Origin of the sequence: Sporosarcina sp. FSL K6-1522, assembly GCF_038622445.1 — a bacterium.
Lineage (GTDB): Bacteria > Bacillota > Bacilli > Bacillales_A > Planococcaceae > Sporosarcina.
Window position 1 is genome coordinate 1,949,689 of sequence record NZ_CP152019.1, and the last position, 20,512, is coordinate 1,970,200.

Genomic DNA, 20,512 nt, shown 5'->3' on the forward strand with positions numbered 1-20,512 from the left:
TGTTCCTACAAAGACTGAACTAACGAAAAAAGGATGAAATGAATTTTGTATGCTATTATTAAGTTTGAAATGAATTGATTAAATAGGGTAAAGCTATTGTGGATATACACAATTTCATGGGAGGTTTTTTTGGATGAATAACAATGATTTATTAATTCGCATACGATACGCACTTGATATAAAAAATGCAGTAATGGTGGAGATTTTTCAACTTGGTGGCGTTGAAGTGACGGTAGAAGAAGTACGACAACTGCTAACGAAAGTAGAAGATGAGAACAACATGGAATGTAGCAACGAGCTATTGGATGCATTTTTAAATGGGCTGATTATTTTTAAAAGAGGTAAACAGGAGCCAAAACCGGGGGAGCCTGAAAAACCAGTATCTGTGCTGGAGAACAATGAGCATATGAACAATATCATTTTAAAGAAATTGAAAATCGCCTTAACATTAACAGGCGAAGACATGCTGGAAATATTGGAAGAAGCTGGCGTAACTATTACCAAAGGGGAATTAGGTGCAGTGTTACGAAAAGCAGGGCATCGAAATTATAAAGAATGTGGCGATCGATACGTTCGCAATTTCTTAAAAGGTTTGGCTTTGAAGTATCGGGCTTAAGTCGATGTTCTGATGATTATTCAGTTGCACCGTAAAAAGCATCCATTTTGAGTGAGCTTCATTCAAAATGGATGCTTGTTATTTTACATAAAATGTTTTACAGCCTCTGAATCTGCCTCTTGATTGCATTATCTACATTTCATAACTATAAAATTACGCTGTGTTTTCTTTTATGCGTAGGAATCTGTTTTTAGATTTGACCCATGAATAAAAGGTTTTTTCTCTTTCCATGGCTTAGCTTGTTCTAACTGTGCAGCGAGCTGCAGGAGTGTTGTTTCATCCGCAAATCTACCCGTAAATTGCATACCAATTGGTAATCCTTTCGTGCTCCAGCCAAGGGGAAGAGAGATGGACGGCTGACCCGTAGCGTTGAACAAATTCGTAAAAGGCGCATACGTAAAGATTTGTTCTGTCCATTCGATAGCACTGATTTTGGGATTGTTCGAATTTAACATACCGATTGGTGCTGGTGGTGTAGCAATCGTAGGTGATAAGAGAACGTCGTAGTCCTGGAAAAATTGGCCCGTTATGCGTGAAACCGCAGCATTTGTATCAATGGCATCTAAGAGTTGAGAAGCGGACATCTCCTTCCCATATTGATAGCAAGCCCAAATGGCTGCTTCAATATTTTTTTCACTAGGTGTTCGATTGGAAAGTGTAGCCGCACCGTTAATCATATTATGAATATTGGCTGTCCAAATGCGAACGGTTGCCATGCTAAATGCCTCTGCATCATATTGGGGTGTAGCTTCAACGACTGTATGGCCAAGTTCCTTACATAAAGCAACAGTTTCGTGTAAAGCACGGAGACATTCTTCATCGACAGGAGCACCCGAAACTGGTTTGCCTGTCCAAGCAATTTTTAAAGGTTTCGGTGCCTTTTTCATCGCTTCTGCAAAAGGCATTGTTGGTGGCTCGGCCCAACCGTAACACCCGATATCTGGACCAGCGACTGCATCGAGGAGTGTTGCAGTATCCCGTACTGTTTTGGATACTGCAAATTCAATAGCAATTCCATTTAATGGTTCGCTATTCAAAGGTCCCGCTGGAATTCGTCCGCGTGTCGGCTTTAAACCAACCAGTCCGTTACAGGAAGCTGGAATTCTGATGGATCCACCACCGTCATTTGCATGCGCAAGTGGAGAAATACCCGCAGCAACAGCGGCGGCAGAACCACCACTTGAACCACCTGGACTATGATTCGTATCCCAAGGGTTTACTGTTGGCTTTCCGTATACGGTTGCTTCGGAAGTCGCATTGTAGCCGAATTCAGGTGTCGTCGTTGTTCCAACTGTGACAACTCCAGCTTTACGAAAACGAGCCATTAATTCACTATCCATCGGAAACGTAATGCCTTCGGCGAGTTTGCTTCCCATGCTAACAGGGATTCCTTTCGCATGTAGAACGAGTTCTTTAATGAGAAATGGAACGCCTTCAAATGGACCTTTCGGCAGTCCATTTTTTATTTCTTCAAGTGCTTTTTCCTCAACAATTGAAGCGACAGCATTTAACGTTGGATTAAGTTCTTTAATGATGTTTACTGAGGTATTAACCAATTCTTCCGGCGTAACTTCCTTCTTTTTTACGAGTTCAGCCAAACCTAAGCCATCGTACTTTGTATACTCTGATATATTCATGGTTCCGCCCCCTTTTTGTCAGTATAGATGAAAAAAGAGGGTAAAACTATTACCCGAAAGGATAGTATTCGGAAAATTGAATTAATAGTTGTGGAGTGATAAAGTAGAGGAAAAAGATAATAGGGGGAGACGAATTGCAGTTAACGAAGAGAGATTATGGCGAGATTCTTCATTGCTTAGAACATATTGCTTTTGACCCTGAACTCGATGATCCCAATCTCTATCGTAAGGCCGTATTATCCACTCTTTCTGGCATTTTGGGCTATCAGAAGTCTATCTTTTGGGTGGCAAATAAACATGGGGATCTAATCAATCCAATCGTAAATAATATTGAAGATAAAGTGTTGTTTGAATACCTTGAGTTTTTTCGACCATTAGATGTACTAATCCCGAGTAATCTTCCTCCTGGGACAAATACACAGGTCATAAGAATAGAAGATGTCATGTCGATTTCAAGTTTTAGTGAAACCAATTTCTCCAAAGAATTTTTCAATAAGCATCAATGTATAGATGAAATGGGTGTCTATATTTTCAATAAGGGTCACATTGTTGGCGTAATTGGGCTGATAAGAAAAGAAGGCGAGAATCGATTTAGTGAGCAAGATCGAAATCGTTTACGTTTTTTAGCAAAACCGATTGAAAGTTCTTTCAACGCTTATGAAGCGCTCTTCTGCGCTAAGGATGAAAAGTCGGAGGAAGAACAGCTGACAAGTAGAGAAAAAGAACTCGTCAAACTTGTAAAACAGGGACTCTCAAATAAAGAAATTGGTGACAAACTGTTCATTAGCGTAAATACGGTTAAAAAACACTTGCAAAATTTATATCAAAAAACGAACGTCGCGAATCGAACAGAGCTATGCTATCGCGTTTTTACATTGAAATAGTACAGAATTCCAGAAGATAGAATTGTATTGAGCCTGGTCCCAGGTTTTGATGTACGAACTTCATTTAATCCATCGCAAACAAGCATCTATTTTGAGTGAGTTTCATTCAAAATGGATGCTTTTATTTTACACAAAATGCTTCAAAGCTTCGCGTTTACTCAACGGTTTTAATGGATGCACCTCCACGAAAGCCTTCACAACTTCTGGATCTGTCTTCGCATACTCCCGCAATACCCAACCAATCGCTTTCTGGATGAAAAACTCTTTGGACTCGCTATGCTGCTTAATAATTTGGAATAACAGGTCTGTATCGGTTTCCTTTTTGAATTTCAACTGATGCAAAATCGCCGCACGGTTTGTCCACATATTGTCTGATTGCGACCATTCCAGCATAATTTTTTCCCCATACTCCCGATCTAATTTCACGATTCGCCCTACAAAATGAGGAGCAATCGTATCGATACTGTCCCACCATGATTTTGTTTCAATAAATTGAAGCAAGGTAGGGAAATCATCGATGGTTAAATGTTTCTTCATTTTCTCAATCAACGCAATCGCCGCATACTGATATTCACGTTCCGGGAGGTGATAGAGCTTCCAGGCTTCTTCAAAAAGCTGCCCAGGTTCTGGCAAAGTATATGCCGCAAAATGTTCTTTCAATAACTGCTTACGAAGTGGACTCTTAATGCCGAGAAAAGGGAAATGGTTTTTCAAATACGCTTTCATTGGTCCGGCTAGTTCCTCATTGCGATTTGCTTCAAATTTCTCCATAATGCCTGTGTAATCCCATGGTTTTTTCAATGGATTCATCTCCTATAGATGTTGATTATAAAAATTGTAGCATGAAAACATGAATCAATTACGCCTCGGCGTAATTGTGTCCAGATTTTTTTCGAGCTCGCTCGAAAAGCTCCTCTAAAAAATCTATGACATCCGCCGGTGGCTTGGGCCAACAGGATGTTGGTCATGCAGATGTTGCCACAGGACGTGGCGATCTTAGTCTGCGTACCGCTATCGTTCAGCCGATATTTGAACATCCACTGAACAGGAAACAAAACCGCATTCATTTCGCCACCTTTGAGGTGGGCGTTTTCTGCTGAATGAAGATAAATATGAAACTTCCGTATATTTGAAACGTAGTACATAATAATACATTATAAAGGAGATGTGATTAAAATAGGAAAGTTACTAGTGATTGGCGTTTCTGTAATCATTATATGGATGGCGTATCATTTCCTAACAAGAAATAAAAAGAAGCTCAAAAGGTTTCGACAAGAATGGGAAACGGGGCGCTTTTTCGCAGTGAGTGAGGATATCCAATCGGTATCTTCTTATTGGGAGAACAAAAAGCGTAGTCAATTAAATTATGCTGGTATCGATCAGTTGACTTGGGATGACTTAGCGATGCAAGAGGTTTTCCAGAAACTAAATTATACACAATCCACTGTCGGGGCGGAATATTTATTCAATCAGCTTAGAGATATCGATCCATCGTTGACACAGGTACAAAATAATGAGGAGCTCTATACCTTATTGGCCGACAATCAAGAAATAAGAGAAAAACTACTTCTGAACCTTTCCAGTTTAGGAAAACGAAATTATACAAATTCATCATCATATTTTTATGAAAATCAAGGCGATAAAATTAAACATCCTTTTGTTTATTTGCTGCTTGCTATCCTGCCGATTTTGTCAATTATTCTGATGTTTTATAACCTGACATCTGGGATTGTTATGCTTGTCGGTTCATTTTTAGTCAATATCATTATGTACTATCGAAACAAATCGGTGTTGGAAAATGAGTTATTCGCGGTTTCGTATGTTGCATCCGTCATTCAAACTGCCAAAAGCTTATCTGCTATTCAGCATCCCGAATTCAGTACTTATGCAAATGAGTTGAAAGAACCAGTACAGCCCCTCAAAAGAGTTGTGCTATGGACAAATATTTTTTCGTTTGGCAAAGAAAAAGTTGGGGATTTTGATGTGATTTTTGAATACATACGCATTATATTTTTATTGGACTTTATTTCGTATAATAAAATTATTAAAACGGTATCCAATCATAAAGAACAATACCGTAAAATATGGGAGCGAATCGGCGAACTTGATGCAGCGATTGCGGTTGCATTTTACCGGAAATCATTGGATACATATTGCACGCCAACTTTTACAGAGCAAGAAGAAATTGCATTTGAAAATATGGCCCATCCGCTGATTGATAAGTCCGTTACAAATACATCGACGCTTGGCAAAAGTACATTGGTTACGGGTTCTAACGCATCTGGCAAGTCGACGTACATTAAAGCCGTCGCAATTAATGCGATTTTGGCGCAGACAATTAACACAGCATTAGCGAAAAAATGGCGGATGAAACCGAGCTATGTCGCGACATCCATGGCTATCCAAGACAATGTGTTAGATGGGGATAGTTATTTCATTGCCGAAATCAAATCGCTCAAACGGATTACGCGGTTAATTGAAGAAGGCAAACCATGTATCTCCTTTGTGGATGAAATATTAAAAGGTACGAATACAATTGAACGAATCGCTGCATCAGCCGCGCTAATGGAGTGGCTATCTGTCCATAATGGCATCAGTGTCATTGCTTCTCATGATATCGAACTGACTGAGATGTCAAGACATCATTATACAAATTATCATTTCAGAGAATCAATTGCCAACGGTGAAATCCACTTTGATTATACGGTTCATCCAGGTCCTTCTACAACGAAAAATGCCATCAAACTTCTTGAAATACTCGGCTACCCTGCAAGTATAACGGATACAGCGAATGGGTTAGCAGATCATTTTACGGAACAGCGTGAGTGGGAAGAGATTGGACGAAGAGAAAAAGTGAGTACATGAAGCAAACATGCAATTATTGAAAGGAGAAGCGATGTAAATGGATAACAGTTATTTCGTAGGATGGGGGACGCTTGCGTTGATTAACGCAGGGCTTGCGCAAGGCAAAAACAGAAGTGGTTTTAATTGGTTTCTTCTTTCATTAGTATTAGGACCGGTTGCAACGTTTTGCCTTTTACTTGTAGATAAAAGATAATTCGCTCTAATGCGTTTCTCTATGGTAAACTATTTCTAAAGTCGAAATAAATACGTCTAGGGGGAAAGTATATGTCTACTGAAGTGAACATTATTTTCGTGAACGATCCAATCATCTCGGATAATTTGGCGGTTAAGCAATTTGTGGACAGGCAGCAAGCGGGTCATTGTTCTATACTAATTGGCGAAACACAGTATATTGTTGTGAAGGAGTGCAAGGAAGCGACACTTGAAAAAGTACGCGCTATAGCGGGAAATATTGCCCGTGATGTGAGTGCTCAAAAAGTATACACAGCCATTGTGGCAGAAGGTATATTGACCACAGCATTTCCAACGTTGAATAAAGACGCTGTTGTAACGGCATTTGTGGAAGGGTGGCAACTTGGAGCGTATCAGTTTGTTACGTATAAATCCGAGGTAACGGCCATCCAAACGGAGCTACACATTCAAGGAGATGAAGCGCAAGCTTTTGTGGAAGCCGGTAAAATCCGTGCAGAAGCCACAGCATTTTCCCGCGATTTGATGAATGAATTATCGAATGTCTTAAATCCAGCAACGTTCCCAGAAGTATTGAAGAACAACTTTGAAGGGACAGGCGTGGAAGTGACTGTGCTGGACAAAGACAAGCTTGAACAAATGGGGATGAATGGTGTTCTCACAGTTGGGCGTGGTAGTGTTTATCAACCTTCATTTGTAGAACTTGCTTATCAAGGAGATGCATCAAAGCCACTCGTTGCACTCGTTGGAAAAGGTGTGACGTTCGATACGGGTGGTATTAGCTTGAAGAGTGGAAGAGATTTGAGCGAGATGCGCATGGACATGGGCGGAGCGGCTGCAGTTTCGGGTGCGCTGACTTTACTGGCTAAATCGAAAGCAAAAGTCAATGTTGTAGCACTGATGCCAATCGTGGAAAATATACCGGATAGCACATCTGTACTACCTGGTGAAGTCATTACATACAAAAATGGCTTGACGGTGCAAGTTGGTAATACAGATGCAGAAGGGCGACTTATTTTAGCGGATGCGCTTATTCGTGCTGGTGAGTGGAAGGCCGAATATATCGTTGACATTGCGACATTAACAGGTGCCATTGCCAATGCGTTAGGTGCGGAACTTGCGGGTGTCTTTGGAGATGAAGCACTTTCGAGTGAGATGAAAAAAATTGGCGATGAAAACGGAGATTTTGTTTGGCCGATGCCATTGGTCGAAGCGTACGACAAGACGTTAGCTAGTGACTATGCGGATATGAACAATATGAGTTCATTAACAAGTGCGGGTTCAATCACAGCAGCGCTGTTCCTCCGTCGCTTTGTGCCAAAAGACAGTAAGTGGTTGCATATCGATATGGCGGGGATGATGAGTAAAAGTCAGGCAACGGGTTATTATGCAAAATCTGCAACAGGGTATGGCGCGCGTTTATTGGCGGATTTCACGACACATATTTCACAATAACAACCAAAGTGCTTAGGGAAAATGACTAAGCACTTTGGTTGTTTTTTTTATTCACTAGAGCGCCTTGCGTATTTGTATAAAGATAGTTATTGAAGTTGCCACATCCCACTGGGGTGTGGTATTTTTAGTGGTTTTTCTAACCCATAAATTACCGCTATTATTTTCTAAATCTTATAGTACAATGGAGTATTGCGGAATGAAGTAATTTCAAATCTATGAAATTACTAAAAAATACACAGTTTTGCTCTAATTAAATAAGGGTATCGTCAGACAAAAGAACTAATTTGAAAGGCAGTGATGAGATGTTTAAATTACAATCAATTAAAACAAAAATGCTTACGCTGACGGCATTGATGTTTTTGATCCCGAGCTTATTTATAGGATTATTTGAATACAAACAAGCAAGTAATTATTTAAACGTCATCGGAGAAGAGGGAATACAAGATAAGGTTCTTATTGCACTTTCAACAATTGCGCATCTTCAGCAACAAGTAGCAGAGGGAGACCTTTCAGTAGAAACAGCCCAAGAGATGGCGAAAACGCAGTTAGTTGGGACGTTGGGGGCTGATGGAAAACGACCGCTCACTTCGGCATTTACTTTCGGTGCGGATGGCTATATTACCATTTTAGATGCAGATGGTAATTTGCTTGGACATCCAACATCGGAAGGGGACAATCTTTATCAGGAAAAGGATCACAACGGCGTTTCTTATATTCAAGATTTTATTGAAAAAGCCAGTCAAGGTGGGGGATACACGCAATATATTTGGGAGGGCGATGACAAAATCGCTTTTTCAGTCAAAGATGAAGAGTGGGGCTGGGTGCTGAGTGGCAGTGCTTATTATAAGGATTTTAACCAGCCGGCAAATGAATTACTTACATCGCTGGCCATCACGATTGCCATTATTGCGGCAATAGGTATCCCGCTTGTGTATATCTTCGTATCTCGTATGGCGCAACCGATTATCAACGTTCGAGATGAGATGATGGAACTTTCTGAAGGGAATTTAGCTGTCGATGAAATGGCGAATAAGCGCAAAGATGAGCTTGGTGATTTGGCGAATAGCTTTAATACGATGTTGCGTAATTTAAGGGGAATTGTTACTAATATCCAAGTTAATGCGGAACAAGTAGCGGCAACAGCTGAGCAATTGAGTGCTAGTTCTGAAGAATCGAGTGCGGCAAGTGAAGAGGTCGCGGTTTCGATTCAAGTGATTTCGGAAGAAAATGTAGATTCTTTGCAAGGTACACGTGTGGCAAAAGGAATTGTACAGGAAATGAATAATAGTATCGACTCGATTACAAGTAGTGTGGTCGATTTATCGGAGACAGCAACGGCTACGGAGAACAATGCAAGTACAGGATTTGGTGTGTTAAGTCGGGCAAAAGACCAGATGCATCTAATCCAAAGTTCGAGCAACGAGACGTCGAAAATTATTTTATCATTAGGCGAAACATCGCTTGAAGTGGGGAAAATCATTTCGTTAATCGAGAATATCTCTAACCAAACGAATTTACTGGCGTTAAATGCTGCAATTGAAGCGGCGCGAGCTGGGGAGCATGGACTAGGCTTTGCCGTTGTTGCCAATGAAGTGCGGCAGTTGTCTGAGCAGTCCAATCATGCAACGAGTCAGGTCAATCAGCTCATTACAGACATTCAAACTAAAATAAACCTAACGGTGACAGCGGTACAAGAAGAGGAAAAAGAGATTGATCAGGGAAGAACGCTTGTCGATTCGGCGAGTCAATCATTGTCGGTGATTATCTCGGATATCGGTAATGTTACGAGTCAAGTGCAAAGCATTAACGTGGCTATACAAGATATTAATGAGAGTAGTGCAGAGCTTCTTCAAACAATTGGGCAAGCCGAGCAAGGGGCTATTAAAACGGTGGATCAAAGCGCCAATGTCGCAGCTTCTGCCGAGCAGCAGAGTGCAAGTATCGAGGAAATTACGTCTGCCTCTGAAACCCTCGCGCATATGGCGAGTGAGTTGCAAGATATCGTTGGGAAATTTAAGGTGTAGCAAATAGTTTGAGCGAAGATGTTTTAGATAACGAGTGATCAATCTAGACAAAGAATGCCCTTCTACACATTGAGAAATCGTGTAGAAGGGCATTTATCTGAATTCAGCTGAAGACTCTCACATCTATAAGTCGCGGGATGAATGCAAGAAGCCTTTCTTTCAGTGGAAGTTCAAACTCCGGCTGAATTCAGATAAAGCCTCCAGCGGATGTCACGGATTTTTAGGGGAGTTTTTCGAGCAAACTCGAAAAAAAATCCGGACGCAATTACGCCGAGGTGTAATTGATTATTCACATACAAGCACTTGTCTAGAAAATGTCCCTTTTTTCGCGATACAGCGATCGACGATTGTAAAGCCGGCCTCTTCAATCATGTGGTCGATTGTATCAATCGTCACAATGATGGCTTTCTTCGTAAAGCGGCGTGCTTCTTTAATAATGTCCAGCTGCTCATCCTCTGTAATATGGGTGAATAAATTATACGGCATATCAATAATCGTCACATCGTAGTCATTCGCAACTTCTGCAATGGGGCCGATTGTGACATCGCCTTGTAATCCGAAATGGGCGATGTTTTTTCGAGAACCTAGCACGACGAGTGGGTTAATGTCCCGACCGACGATGTCAATGCCCATCGATAACGCTTCAACTAATACAGTGCCAATGCCGCAGCAAGGATCGATCGCTCGAACGCTTTCAGGATGAGGCACTGCAATATTGGCGACTGCTCGGGCGACACGCGTGCTTAATGCTGTCGAATACATGTGTGGTTTTTGCTGGTGTTGGAACCACACAGCTTCGCTTTCAACATATTCTCCGAAGTACCATTTTTCGTCTAGTACCATAACGCCGAAAACTCTATCAGGTTGCTCTAAATCAGGTTCACCATCAATTCTCAAACCAATCTCACGTTCGATTTTCCGTCGTTTCGAATGGCCAATCTTTTTCGTCGTATCGAGATCAACCGTATTTAAACAGATGACTCGAAATGTTGATGTACCTAAAGTAAGCTGTTCAACTTGCTGCGCGATGTCTTCCAAGCTTGTTCCTTTATAGAACACATCCAATCGTTCTTTCATAAAAGGACTCCGACTTGGCGCAATGCCAATCGTACTTATTAATACATTGGCAGACACATCGAATCCGAAAAACGAACGCATCTCCAAGCGGCATAGATCATGCTCATCTTTATGCCGTACATAGGTGTAAATGTAGTCAGTAGCTTTCAATTAACTTTCATCCTCAATGGCTTCATTCAAACCGAAAACGAAGCGGTAAATTAATGCATAGATTTCTTCAAATGACTGCTCCTCGCTAAAACCTTCTACAAAGTCCAACGCAAAATTCACGTCCCACAAGCCATCTTCACCCGAAAACATGACACTGTATTTCACGCCTTCACCATGCAAATGTGCATCTAGATACGCTTTAATGGCAGGGCCAAATTTCTTCTGTAACTTTAAGCCGAATAATGCTGTATACGTTTCAAAAACATCATCAAATTCAAGCGCAATCGCATCGACACCAATGACTTCCAAAGCCGATGATTCCGCAAAGATGAATTCATTTTGTTGCTTTTTTAAATATGAAACAGCTGTAGAGAGAAACTCTTGTTTTTCCGCATGTATCAATTCTTCCGTCTCTTTATCACAACGTTCGATGACGTGGAAATAAAGCGTCTTGTTCGTGACGCTGACACCTTGAGAAAGCAATTGCTGTTTCTCCACATAATCCTTTTCCATATCAAATAACTCAATGCTGTTCGCGCGTATATTATTTGCGATATATTGTTCCATCTGTTTTTTTAACATTCGAGCCAACTCCTTTATCTTTCTCTAGTATAGCTTATATTGCATGGTTAGGCTGTTATTTTATCATGGTAGATGGCAGTTCATTTCCGAGTGTCGCATTTTATGAATTATATATACGCAGACCCATATCAAGTGCACACACAACTTGTCACTATAAGCAATATAATGTGAAAAATAAGAGGTGTTGCATGATGACATGGCTGATTATTTTGGCTTTTGCAGTATCATCGAGTATCGATAACTTAGGCGTAGGCATTTCTTATGGCATTCGTAAGATAAAAATTGGTGTGGGAGCTAATTGTTTAATCGCAGTTGTTTGTTTCGTATTGAGTATGGGGGGAATCACTTTCGGGATGTTGATATCCAAGATTCTGCCTGGCATACTCCCTGTGATTTTTGGCGCTTTTTTGTTAGTGGTTATTGGGATACGGGTCATTCTGTTGGCGAAGCCGAGTACAAAGAAGGATAAGGAACTCTCCACTATCAGTGGCATTTTAAAAAATCCGGAAGTAGCAGATATCGATCAATCGGGGCATATTGGTTGGTTGGAAGCGATATTTTTAGGCATTGCATTATCAGCAAATGCCTTGGCAAATGGTTTAGGTGCTGGCTTACTCGGTCTTTCACCGCTTGCGATTTCAATTACAGCGGCAATCGGCAGTTTTGTGAGTATATGGGTGGGCGTGAAGGCAGGTAGGAAACTAGCAGATGTGCGGATTGGAACCTTTTCGATGGGGCAATTTGGCACGATTTTAAGTGGGATCATTATTGTTATCATCGCAATAAGTACGTTTTTAAATTTATGATGGAAAGGCGGAATAACAAATATGTCATTCATAATGAAGGAAAAGGGGGTATCTCATTAGTCGAAAGCGGCTTTGAGATGCCCCTTTTTCCAATCGGTCATAAATCGCTTATGTCATTCATTGTCTGCATACCAAGGATTTAAATGAATCAACACTTCATCGACGTCTTCGTGTTGTGCCATAATGGTATCCCGAATCGTCCGCGACACGTCATGTCCTTCTTGAATGGTCATTTTTCCATGGACACCGATCCTCAAATCGACGAGAATATAATGCCCATGCTCACGGGCACGTAATCGATCGATACGTTTGACTTCAGGAATCGAGAGGATTAGCGTGGCGAACTCATCCAAGCGTTGTTGGCTAATATTTTTCTCCATCAGTACATCCATCGCTTCCTTACCAATGTCGTAAGCGAGTTTGAGGACTAAGAAGGAGACGATGATACCGGCAATGGGGTCACCGTATGACAGATAATGAATATCGTATAAATCGCCGATGAGTGCAAGCCCAATCCCTAAAACAGCAGCAAGGGAAGCATAGACATCCGCAAGATGGTCATAGGCCGTCGCGATAAGCCCCTTGCTATTCGTTAGTTTCCCGAGGCGAATGGTATAGACATACAGGGCTTGTTTCCAAACGAGTGAGATGAAAGCTGTGAGTAGTGCTAGTAGACTTGCTTTTGCTGGTTCCTCGAACAGTGCGGAAACTGCTTCATAGCCAATATAAATCGCGGCTAACCCTAAAATAAGCGCAACGATGGCGGAACTGATCACTTCTGCTTTCCCGTGCCCATATGGATGATCTTCATCAGCCGGCCGTTTGGAAATACGCATAGAAGTCAATGCTGCGCCAGTAGCAATGACGTCGCCGGCATTATGGAAACCATCTGCCAGTAGAACGGGACTTTTAAAAACAACACCGACAACCAGTTTAAGAATGGTTAAGAGGATATTACTGATGAGACTAATCCAAACCGCGATAATGGAGGCATTCTCATGTACTTCTTTTTTCATCATAAACAACCTCCCTTTAATATCTTTCCCCTGGGAAACAAAAACCCTTGACAGGTGCCTGTCAAGGGTTGGGGATTTTTAGAAGTATAAGTTTGGTTCACAACAATCATACAAATCACTCGCTTTTTTAAGACGTTTTGCAAGTATAACACTGGCACTGCGCTATAGCAAGTATCAGGAAGCTCTTTCTTTATGGACGATGACATAGTTAATTGTTAAAAATGGCAATGAGCAAAGCCACATCTCATGTTGGGCACGCAATGTCCCATCTGCTTGTTCATGGACGATGAAATGCTCCTCAAGTGGCAGTTTAAATAAGTGGTTCACTTTCCAAGATAAATAAATGCCTGCATCGGAATGGAGAGAGCTAAGCTTTTTACTTGTTAGCTGTAAAGTATCGCCTTTCGTATTCAGTTCCAATATGCCAGTCATTGTAGCAAATGGCAGTGGCAGCGCAATATTCATATAGGTTCTTCCTGCGTGCCTATGTTGGGCATATAATGCGACAAATGCTGTCTCTTTTCCAATTTTACGTAACCATGCTCTCACCTGATCTCTGCCGTCAACTCCGTCATGCAGTGCGAGTACATCGCCCGTCATTTCAACTTGCCGATTGTGCAGTGGCAAATTAATTTGATGTGTCTGTTGACTCACCAAACGATAAAGAAAAGCGAGTGGTTTAAACCATGTGCGCCATTTTACTGTGGCGAACAGTCGATAATCCGATGTATGTTCATAAAAATCAACAATGCGAGGGGCTGCGGTGATGTCTGAATAGCTCCCCATATCGTCAACAAGTCCTGCGTGAGGACTGTTCACCTGATTATCCAAAAAGCGTTCCCCGATATGCCATTTGCCACGCATAGCACTAACAGGAAATATAGGTGTTGCGAAAGAGGAGGGCGGAACGGATAAAGCCCATCCGACAATCCCGAACAACGCAAAGACGACGCAATTCAGAACCCCGTGAAAACGAAGCATAAAATCAATATCGACAGACGTGAGACCAAAACCGTTACCAAGTGCATACAGCAACGAAAAAATAATGGTTACACCAAGTGCACTAAAGGATATCCGGATGAGCCACCTTTGCAACGCCATGGTGAAAGGCGCTTGCCAGGCGATGAAGATTAACCCACTCAATCCGACGATATAGATGATAACTGACAGTAGCTCAATCCACCTAGAAAATGTAATGCCAACCGCTACAATCATTGGTGACACAATCATAATTATGCAGACAATGCGATAGGACGCAGGTTTATAGAGTCTTCCCAATAACCCGATAAAAATGGGCAGTAATAATGCCGAATAATGAAAATGAATGGTTGTTAACCAAGTGATGAGCGGGCTAAAGCCCGTATCAATGCCAGCAATGTAGGCGAAGAACCAACCGCCGCCGAGTGCTACATAAATCAGTCCGATATCAATTGAAAACTCCTCTAGATTGGTGAAACCCCTGCCAAGAAAACGTGACAAACCGTATAGCGCAATGACAAACGTAAACAATAAATAAACGACCGCAAATAGTATATCCCACTTCGAAGTCGGCATGATTTGCAGCCAGGCAATCGAGGTATAAGCGGGAATCGCAAAATAACCATACCGTTTCGCAAGCCAATCATCCTTTATCCTGATAAGCCTCAAAGCAATAGGCATATAGACAAGCTGTGCAACGGCTAATAAGAGGAATGGCCATGGCTCCGTAGTGAACAAGGACACCACTACAAATAATACAACATGGACTAGCGCAAAATTACGTATCGTCATCGGCAGAAAACGTCCCTTCATAAGAAAACACTGTGCCGATCAAAGGATTTCGTACCTTAACATGGATATGATAAAGTTCCAGCTCATCATCATATCGCTCCGTAACCGTTGCAAGTCCTTGAAAAAGGCGTGGCAATGGAATTTCAATCTTGCCAAGCACAAGTCGTTGTCCTAAGGATTCAATCGTTAAACTTCCATCATCTGTCACGTGTAAAGCCAAATCGGAATAGAAGAGATGTGGTTCTCCAAGGTAATCCTGAATGACCAAACGTTCCATATCAAGATTCATAAGTGCATTGAAATAGCGTCTTTGTTTACCAAAGTGAAAAATTCGTTCCCAGTGCACTTGGCTGTCGCCGGTATCACCGATAAATGCACGGTTTTGAATGGTAAATGGAATGTCCTTTCCTTGTTCAGGGAACAGCAATTTCCATCGAATGCCTGCTCGGAAAAATGGATAGAGCCATTTAGGTCCACCTTGAATTTCTTTCATTATGCCTGACGCTTTAAAAACGGTGCCTTCGGGTAAATTGTATCGTTGTTGGAGCAGCGGGTGTAGCCGATTGAAATCGTTGCCCATTACTTGTTTATAAATCGACATGCAGACACCTACCTTTTCCGTTTGCAGCTTGTCGCTGAAGGGATATCTTTACTCATCCACACGCCAATAATCGATAGCACAATGAGTGGGAAATTGAAAGTCACCGGATTGAAGGGATGGATAGTTGTAGCTGGATCTGCAACGATTGTCGCAATTGTCAGCAGTGGGAAGACCATAAGCTGTAAAATGAATAACTGCCGTTTATTGCGATAAACCAGCCAAACCAGCCCGAATAACACTTCCGCAATCCCAATTATTAGTACTGCTGTGGTGATGCCATTTTCTGATATGGGTAAGGCGCTGCCTATCATTGCGCGTTCTTCGGGATGCATGCCAATGATTTTAGGTATGAGGCCTTGATAAAGCCATATGAAGGCAAATAATAGCGTCATTAAATAAGTAGAGAAAAAGCGCATGTATTGGGAACGTGGAGCTTCCCCTTGTTCCAGCCAGCGTTTTAAAACATCAAAACTGAGTGCGGTTGCCCAGCCGATGAGTGGGCGGAAAATAGCTCTATCAGCTATTTCACCGGCTTTTCCGAAATTGACCTCGTAATCATATTGCGTTAAAAACTTCACATGATCTTCCTGTGGTTCATATTTCCAATAACCTCGACCTTCTCGAATGGGAGAAATCCATTGCTCCGTTCCGAAATGAAGGGAAGACGAGCGTGTGCCATCTTCTTTATGGAACGAACCGACGCTTTCCCCCCAACCTTCTACTTGCAGGAAAGGGCCGACTGTCCGTGAATAGACGAAGGCTTGGGGCTCTCCTTCTTTTTTCGGCAAATACGTAATGGAAGAGAATCGGAGATCCCATTGCTCGTGTCTGTCTGGTTGTTGCGATGCATCCCAGATGGCATCGATGTCTGTATAAATGGGTACTTCTACATAAATTGGCTGACGTTTCATTGAATTCACCTCAAAGTTATAGAACGAAAAATGTTGGGAATTGTTTCTTTGAAGGCTTTTCGTTGGCGGAATCCTGTTTGTATAATCCCCCATGATTTGGGAAAGATTAATACCAACAGTATACAGGAAATCGTAGGTGACGAGATGAGTTTTTTGGAAGATGGTCAGCAAGAAAATAACTCTAAAAATGTCCTTATTGAAGCAGTATTCAGGCAGCTAGAAGAGGTGTCCGATGTTGTTCGAAAAGAAATGATTACACCTCATGGAATGGTAACTGTTATCTATATTAGTTCGCTTGTGGATCATCTTAGATTTAAAGAAATGGTAGCTACTCCATTATTTAATAGGAAGGAAGATGTCTCGCAAACCGCTGAAGTAATCAAGCCGGCGACGGATACTAACTTGCTAGCTTGCATTATAGAAGGCAACACGCTGCTCTATGTACATGAAAAAGCGCGTTATTTCAAAGTCTATACATATAGTCCGCCAGCGAGTGCAATTACGCAATCTGATACAGAGTCGACGGTCAGTGGCCCGCGTGATGCATTTACGGAATCCTTGCAGACCAACTTATCACTCGTAAAAAGGCGCATTAAAAATTCGAATTTGAAAAGTAAAAACTATGTGATTGGAACAGAGACACACACAAATGTGTCGATTCTTTATATCGATTCTATTGTGAATCCCGAACACTTGAATCGTGTTTGTACAAAGTTGGATACATTGACGTGGCCTGGATTTGCGGATATTACGACTGTTAGTCAGTTGATGGAAGAGCATCGCTTTTCGCCATTTACACAGTATCATATGACGGAGCGACCAGATTCCACAATCGGTTATCTGTTAGATGGGCGTATCATTATTATGATGGATAATAGCCCAGGTGTCTTAATTTGTCCGAGTACATTTTTCGAGTTTTTTCAGTCACCTGAGGATGACTTTAATCGTTGGACGACGGCTACATTATTGCGTTGTCTGCGTTTTTTTGGATTCTTTTTGACGATTATGCTGACTCCTTTTTATATTTCAGCGTTGTCTTTTCATCCGGAAATGTTGCCGTTTGAAGTGCTCATTAATTTACAAGAATCACGCAGTCGGGTGCCTTTTCCTCCCGTGATTGAAGTGCTGTTTATGGAATTAGTTATTGAAGTGTTGCGGGAAGCTGGAACGCGCATGCCGACCAAGATTGGGCAAACGATTGGTATTGTTGGAGGGATTGTCATTGGAACAGCGGCTGTAGAGGCCGGACTTGTCAGCAATACACTGATTGTATTAGTGGCCATTTCAGCGCTGTTATCCTTTTTACCCCCAAGTTTTACGATGAGTAATTCAAGTCGTGTCATTCGTTATTTATTTATCATTTCGGCAGGCTTATTTGGACTTTATGGACAAATGATCGCATTTGCATGGCTTATGCATCATTTACTTAGTTTAAAGTCTTTGGGCGAAGACTATATGGCCCCTGTGCTGCCCCGGAAATGGTCAGACTTTGTAGATAGTGTTATTCGACTACCAACTCCTTTTCAAAAGTATAAAAAAGGAGTTTCAAGGGCAGTAACGGATAAAAAGGAAGGAAAATGATGAAGCCTACTAAAACAAAAATATTGAATGGCTATCATGTTGTGTTTCTTGTGCAGAATGTGATGATTGGCAGTACGTTAATTACATTGCCCAATTTGTTAAGCTCGGTTGGCTATAGCCAGTGGTGGCTACCGTTGTTGTTCGCACTTATCGCAAATCTGTTATTGGTACCGATGATTTGGCTAATGTCACGTTATCCAGACGACAACTTATTCGAGGTTCATGAGAAGCTGTTTGGGAAGTGGGTTGGGAAAGGGATTAATGGGCTTCTTATGCTTTATATAGTGATTTTAATCGCGGCAGTTTGTGAAAATTATTTAGATTTGATTCAAGTTGTTGCCTTGCCTGATCGAACGACGACTTGGCCAGTTGTCCTTTTCATGCTGTTGCTTGTCTATATTGTCAGTGGAGGCATCAAGTCCATTGCACGCTTTTGCATGATGAGTTTTTTTCTTGTGACATGGATGATGTATTTTTTGAAATGGGGAATGGTCGATGGAGATATTCGTCATTTGCTGCCGTTGCTCAATTTTTCGTTTGAAGAGTTAGTGACGGCGACTAAAAAAGGCTTTATTTCGATGGCAGGGTTTGAACTCATTTTGTTTTACTATTCCTATATTCGCCAACCACAACATGTCTTTAAACAAGCGTCATTAGGCATTTGGATTTGTGCTGTGCTTTACCTTATAACGGTTCTTGCGAGTGTGATGTATTTTTCCATCTGGCAATTGGAAAATGTACTTTATCCGATTTTGTATTTATTCAACGCGGTTAAACTATCTTTTCTTGAGCGGGTTGACGTATTGGCCATATCGCTTTGGATGTTTTTTATTTTAACGACGGCAGCTGCGTATTTATGGGTAGCAAAACGGGGCGTCGATGCCATTCGTGGAGCTGAAAACAAGCAGCATTTATCGATTATTGCTGTCGTTATATTTCTCTTCATCATTATCCCGTTCCCAAAAGAAGTGCAAAAAATGCTGTATGAACATGTATTTCATGTTAATTATGCATTTATGGTTTGGCCTATTTTGCTATGTGCCTTGCATGCAGTAAAGCCTAACAAAGAAGGTGTAAAATGAGACGCTTTTTATTCATTATTTGTCTCTCGGTGTTAGCAGGTTGTTCGCAGCCGGGGCAGCGGACGTCTGTAGAGGATTTGGCGATGGCAAGTAGTATGGCTTTTGATGTCATAAATGATGAAGAGATGCGCATGACTGTATCATTGCCACATCCATCAACTGGATCGAAAGAGAATACGCAAACTTATTCGGCCGATGTAAAGCTGATTCAAGAGGGGCTTGTCGAAATTTCCACGGAGTCTGATAAAATGATCCTGTTAAATCAGCTACGTACGATTTTATTTAGTGAGGATTTTGCCAGGACTGGGAGAATGGCAGAGGTGGTCGAGCATTTTTACAGAAACTCAACGGTAGGGAATAATGTTCGTCTGGCAATTGTGAAAGAACAGGCGGAAGATGTTCTGCGGGCAAAATTTACCGATAAACCGAATATGGATTCTTATTTGAATGACTTGTTACAGCCTAAGTTGCATACGTCATTTAGCCCTTTCACAACGATTCACGACTTTCAATATTCAGAGACCAATCCAGTGTTTTATTCACAAGTGCCGTATTTTGAGTTGAAAAAGGACTCGGTTAAAATCGTGAGTATCGCGCTATTCGATAGCGGTAAAATGATTGACACGATATCAAGTAAACAATCATCACTCATCCAAGCATTGAAGGGACTCGACAAATTATCACCGCTAGCCCTCACGATAGAAGAGGGCGGAAAAAAAGAGCTAGTGCATATTGAATTGATTAAAAATAAGGCGAAGATTACGAGTAATAAAAATCTGGAATCACCAAAGTTGTCCATTTATTTGAGCTTACAAGGAGCCTTATATGAATATAAAGGGGATAAAGATTTAGGGCAGGACAAGGAGTATAAGGAGTTAGAGAAAGCTATTAGTCAAGAAGTGCAAAAGGAAGTGGAGAAGTTACTGAAGAAGCTTCGACAATTAGAAGTTGACCCGATTGGTTTAAGTGAATATTTTAGAATGTACTATGATGGCAAGTGGACGGAGGAACTTACTAAGCAAATTATGATGACGGCAGAATATGAAGTGACTGTCGATTTCAATTTACTGAATACGGGGACACTGAAGTAGGGGGGAAAGCGCAATGATTTGTTGCGCTTTTTTAGGTAAAAAAATAAGGATAAAATAATAAAATAGCGTGGAAAATATAATACATTTAGAAAATAGAGGTCTGTTGTACTTTGGAAATGATCGATGTTTCCATAATATAGATAGAAAGTAACTTCATATAATATAGATGTAAACG

General features: G+C 41.4%; 18 protein-coding genes. 10 read left to right on the forward strand and 8 right to left on the reverse strand.

The window, feature by feature from the left end; all coding sequences use genetic code 11:
- Positions 1-133: 133 nt before the first annotated feature.
- Complete coding sequence (locus MKY34_RS09530; protein WP_342514928.1) at positions 134-616, forward strand: DUF1456 family protein; 483 nt, start codon at positions 134-136, stop codon at positions 614-616.
- Between the two features lie 170 nt (positions 617-786).
- Here MKY34_RS09530 and MKY34_RS09535 read toward each other — a convergent pair whose 3' ends face one another.
- Positions 787-2,253, reverse strand: coding sequence for an amidase (locus tag MKY34_RS09535; protein ID WP_342514929.1), 1,467 nt, complete (start codon positions 2,251-2,253; stop codon positions 787-789).
- Positions 2,254-2,387: 134 nt separating this feature from the next.
- On the opposite strand from MKY34_RS09535, the gene MKY34_RS09540 reads away from it, so the two are divergent.
- Positions 2,388-3,137, forward strand: a complete 750-nt coding sequence (locus MKY34_RS09540) for a LuxR C-terminal-related transcriptional regulator (protein ID WP_342514930.1) — start codon at positions 2,388-2,390, stop codon at positions 3,135-3,137.
- 126 nt (positions 3,138-3,263) lie between these two features.
- On the opposite strand, the gene MKY34_RS09545 is transcribed toward MKY34_RS09540, so the two are convergent.
- Positions 3,264-3,908: a DNA alkylation repair protein gene (locus tag MKY34_RS09545; RefSeq protein ID WP_342515226.1), complete on the reverse strand. Its 645-nt coding sequence runs from the start codon at positions 3,906-3,908 to the stop codon at positions 3,264-3,266.
- Positions 3,909-4,304: 396 nt separating this feature from the next.
- Between MKY34_RS09545 and MKY34_RS09550 the strand changes: the two genes are divergently transcribed.
- The 4 genes from MKY34_RS09550 to MKY34_RS09565 all read left to right on the forward strand — a co-directional run bounded on the left by MKY34_RS09550 (position 4,305) and on the right by MKY34_RS09565 (position 9,670).
- Positions 4,305-6,002 (forward strand): hypothetical protein, encoded by a 1,698-nt coding sequence (locus MKY34_RS09550; protein WP_342514931.1) that lies wholly within the window; start codon positions 4,305-4,307, stop codon positions 6,000-6,002.
- 37 nt (positions 6,003-6,039) lie between these two features.
- On the forward strand, positions 6,040-6,195 hold the full coding sequence (locus MKY34_RS09555) for a hypothetical protein (RefSeq protein ID WP_342514932.1): 156 nt from the start codon (positions 6,040-6,042) through the stop codon (positions 6,193-6,195).
- Positions 6,196-6,266: 71 nt separating this feature from the next.
- The gene (locus MKY34_RS09560; protein ID WP_342514933.1) at positions 6,267-7,646 is read left to right on the forward strand and encodes a leucyl aminopeptidase family protein; all 1,380 of its coding nucleotides are present in this window, start codon (positions 6,267-6,269) and stop codon (positions 7,644-7,646) included.
- Positions 7,647-7,948: 302 nt separating this feature from the next.
- Positions 7,949-9,670, forward strand: coding sequence for a methyl-accepting chemotaxis protein (locus MKY34_RS09565; protein WP_342514934.1), 1,722 nt, complete (start codon positions 7,949-7,951; stop codon positions 9,668-9,670).
- Between the two features lie 285 nt (positions 9,671-9,955).
- On the opposite strand, the gene MKY34_RS09570 is transcribed toward MKY34_RS09565, so the two are convergent.
- Together MKY34_RS09570 and MKY34_RS09575 are read right to left on the reverse strand one after the other, a co-directional pair.
- Positions 9,956-10,897, reverse strand: coding sequence for an RNA methyltransferase (locus tag MKY34_RS09570; protein WP_342514935.1), 942 nt, complete (start codon positions 10,895-10,897; stop codon positions 9,956-9,958).
- The gene (locus MKY34_RS09575; RefSeq protein ID WP_342514936.1) at positions 10,898-11,479 is read right to left on the reverse strand and encodes a branched-chain amino acid aminotransferase; all 582 of its coding nucleotides are present in this window, start codon (positions 11,477-11,479) and stop codon (positions 10,898-10,900) included.
- Positions 11,480-11,544: 65 nt separating this feature from the next.
- Here MKY34_RS09575 and ytaF point away from each other — a divergent pair, with 65 nt between their 5' ends.
- Complete coding sequence (gene ytaF / locus MKY34_RS09580; protein WP_342514937.1) at positions 11,545-12,285, forward strand: sporulation membrane protein YtaF; 741 nt, start codon at positions 11,545-11,547, stop codon at positions 12,283-12,285.
- Between the two features lie 113 nt (positions 12,286-12,398).
- Here ytaF and MKY34_RS09585 read toward each other — a convergent pair whose 3' ends face one another.
- The 4 genes from MKY34_RS09585 to MKY34_RS09600 all read right to left on the reverse strand — a co-directional run bounded on the left by MKY34_RS09585 (position 12,399) and on the right by MKY34_RS09600 (position 16,583).
- A complete protein-coding gene (locus MKY34_RS09585) occupies positions 12,399-13,304 on the reverse strand; it encodes a cation diffusion facilitator family transporter (protein WP_342514938.1) in 906 nt (301 codons plus the stop codon).
- Positions 13,305-13,475: 171 nt separating this feature from the next.
- On the reverse strand, positions 13,476-15,071 hold the full coding sequence (locus MKY34_RS09590) for a YndJ family protein (protein ID WP_342514939.1): 1,596 nt from the start codon (positions 15,069-15,071) through the stop codon (positions 13,476-13,478).
- Positions 15,058-15,672 carry a DUF4166 domain-containing protein gene (locus tag MKY34_RS09595; protein ID WP_342514940.1) on the reverse strand — a complete coding sequence of 205 codons (615 nt, stop codon included), beginning with the start codon at positions 15,670-15,672 and terminating at the stop codon, positions 15,058-15,060. The genes MKY34_RS09590 and MKY34_RS09595 overlap by 14 nt, the downstream gene beginning before the upstream one ends.
- A gap of 8 nt (positions 15,673-15,680) precedes the next feature.
- A complete protein-coding gene (locus MKY34_RS09600) occupies positions 15,681-16,583 on the reverse strand; it encodes a DoxX-like family protein (protein ID WP_342514941.1) in 903 nt (300 codons plus the stop codon).
- 144 nt (positions 16,584-16,727) lie between these two features.
- On the opposite strand from MKY34_RS09600, the gene MKY34_RS09605 reads away from it, so the two are divergent.
- From MKY34_RS09605 to MKY34_RS09615, 3 genes are read left to right on the forward strand one after another with little or no spacing between them, the layout of a single operon-like run.
- A complete protein-coding gene (locus tag MKY34_RS09605; protein WP_342514942.1) occupies positions 16,728-18,164 on the forward strand; it encodes a spore germination protein in 1,437 nt (478 codons plus the stop codon).
- On the forward strand, positions 18,164-19,246 hold the full coding sequence (locus tag MKY34_RS09610; protein ID WP_342514943.1) for a GerAB/ArcD/ProY family transporter: 1,083 nt from the start codon (positions 18,164-18,166) through the stop codon (positions 19,244-19,246). The genes MKY34_RS09605 and MKY34_RS09610 overlap by 1 nt, the downstream gene beginning before the upstream one ends.
- Positions 19,243-20,337: a Ger(x)C family spore germination protein gene (locus MKY34_RS09615; protein ID WP_342514944.1), complete on the forward strand. Its 1,095-nt coding sequence runs from the start codon at positions 19,243-19,245 to the stop codon at positions 20,335-20,337. Before MKY34_RS09610 ends, MKY34_RS09615 begins: the two co-directional genes overlap by 4 nt.
- Positions 20,338-20,512: the final 175 nt, after the last annotated feature.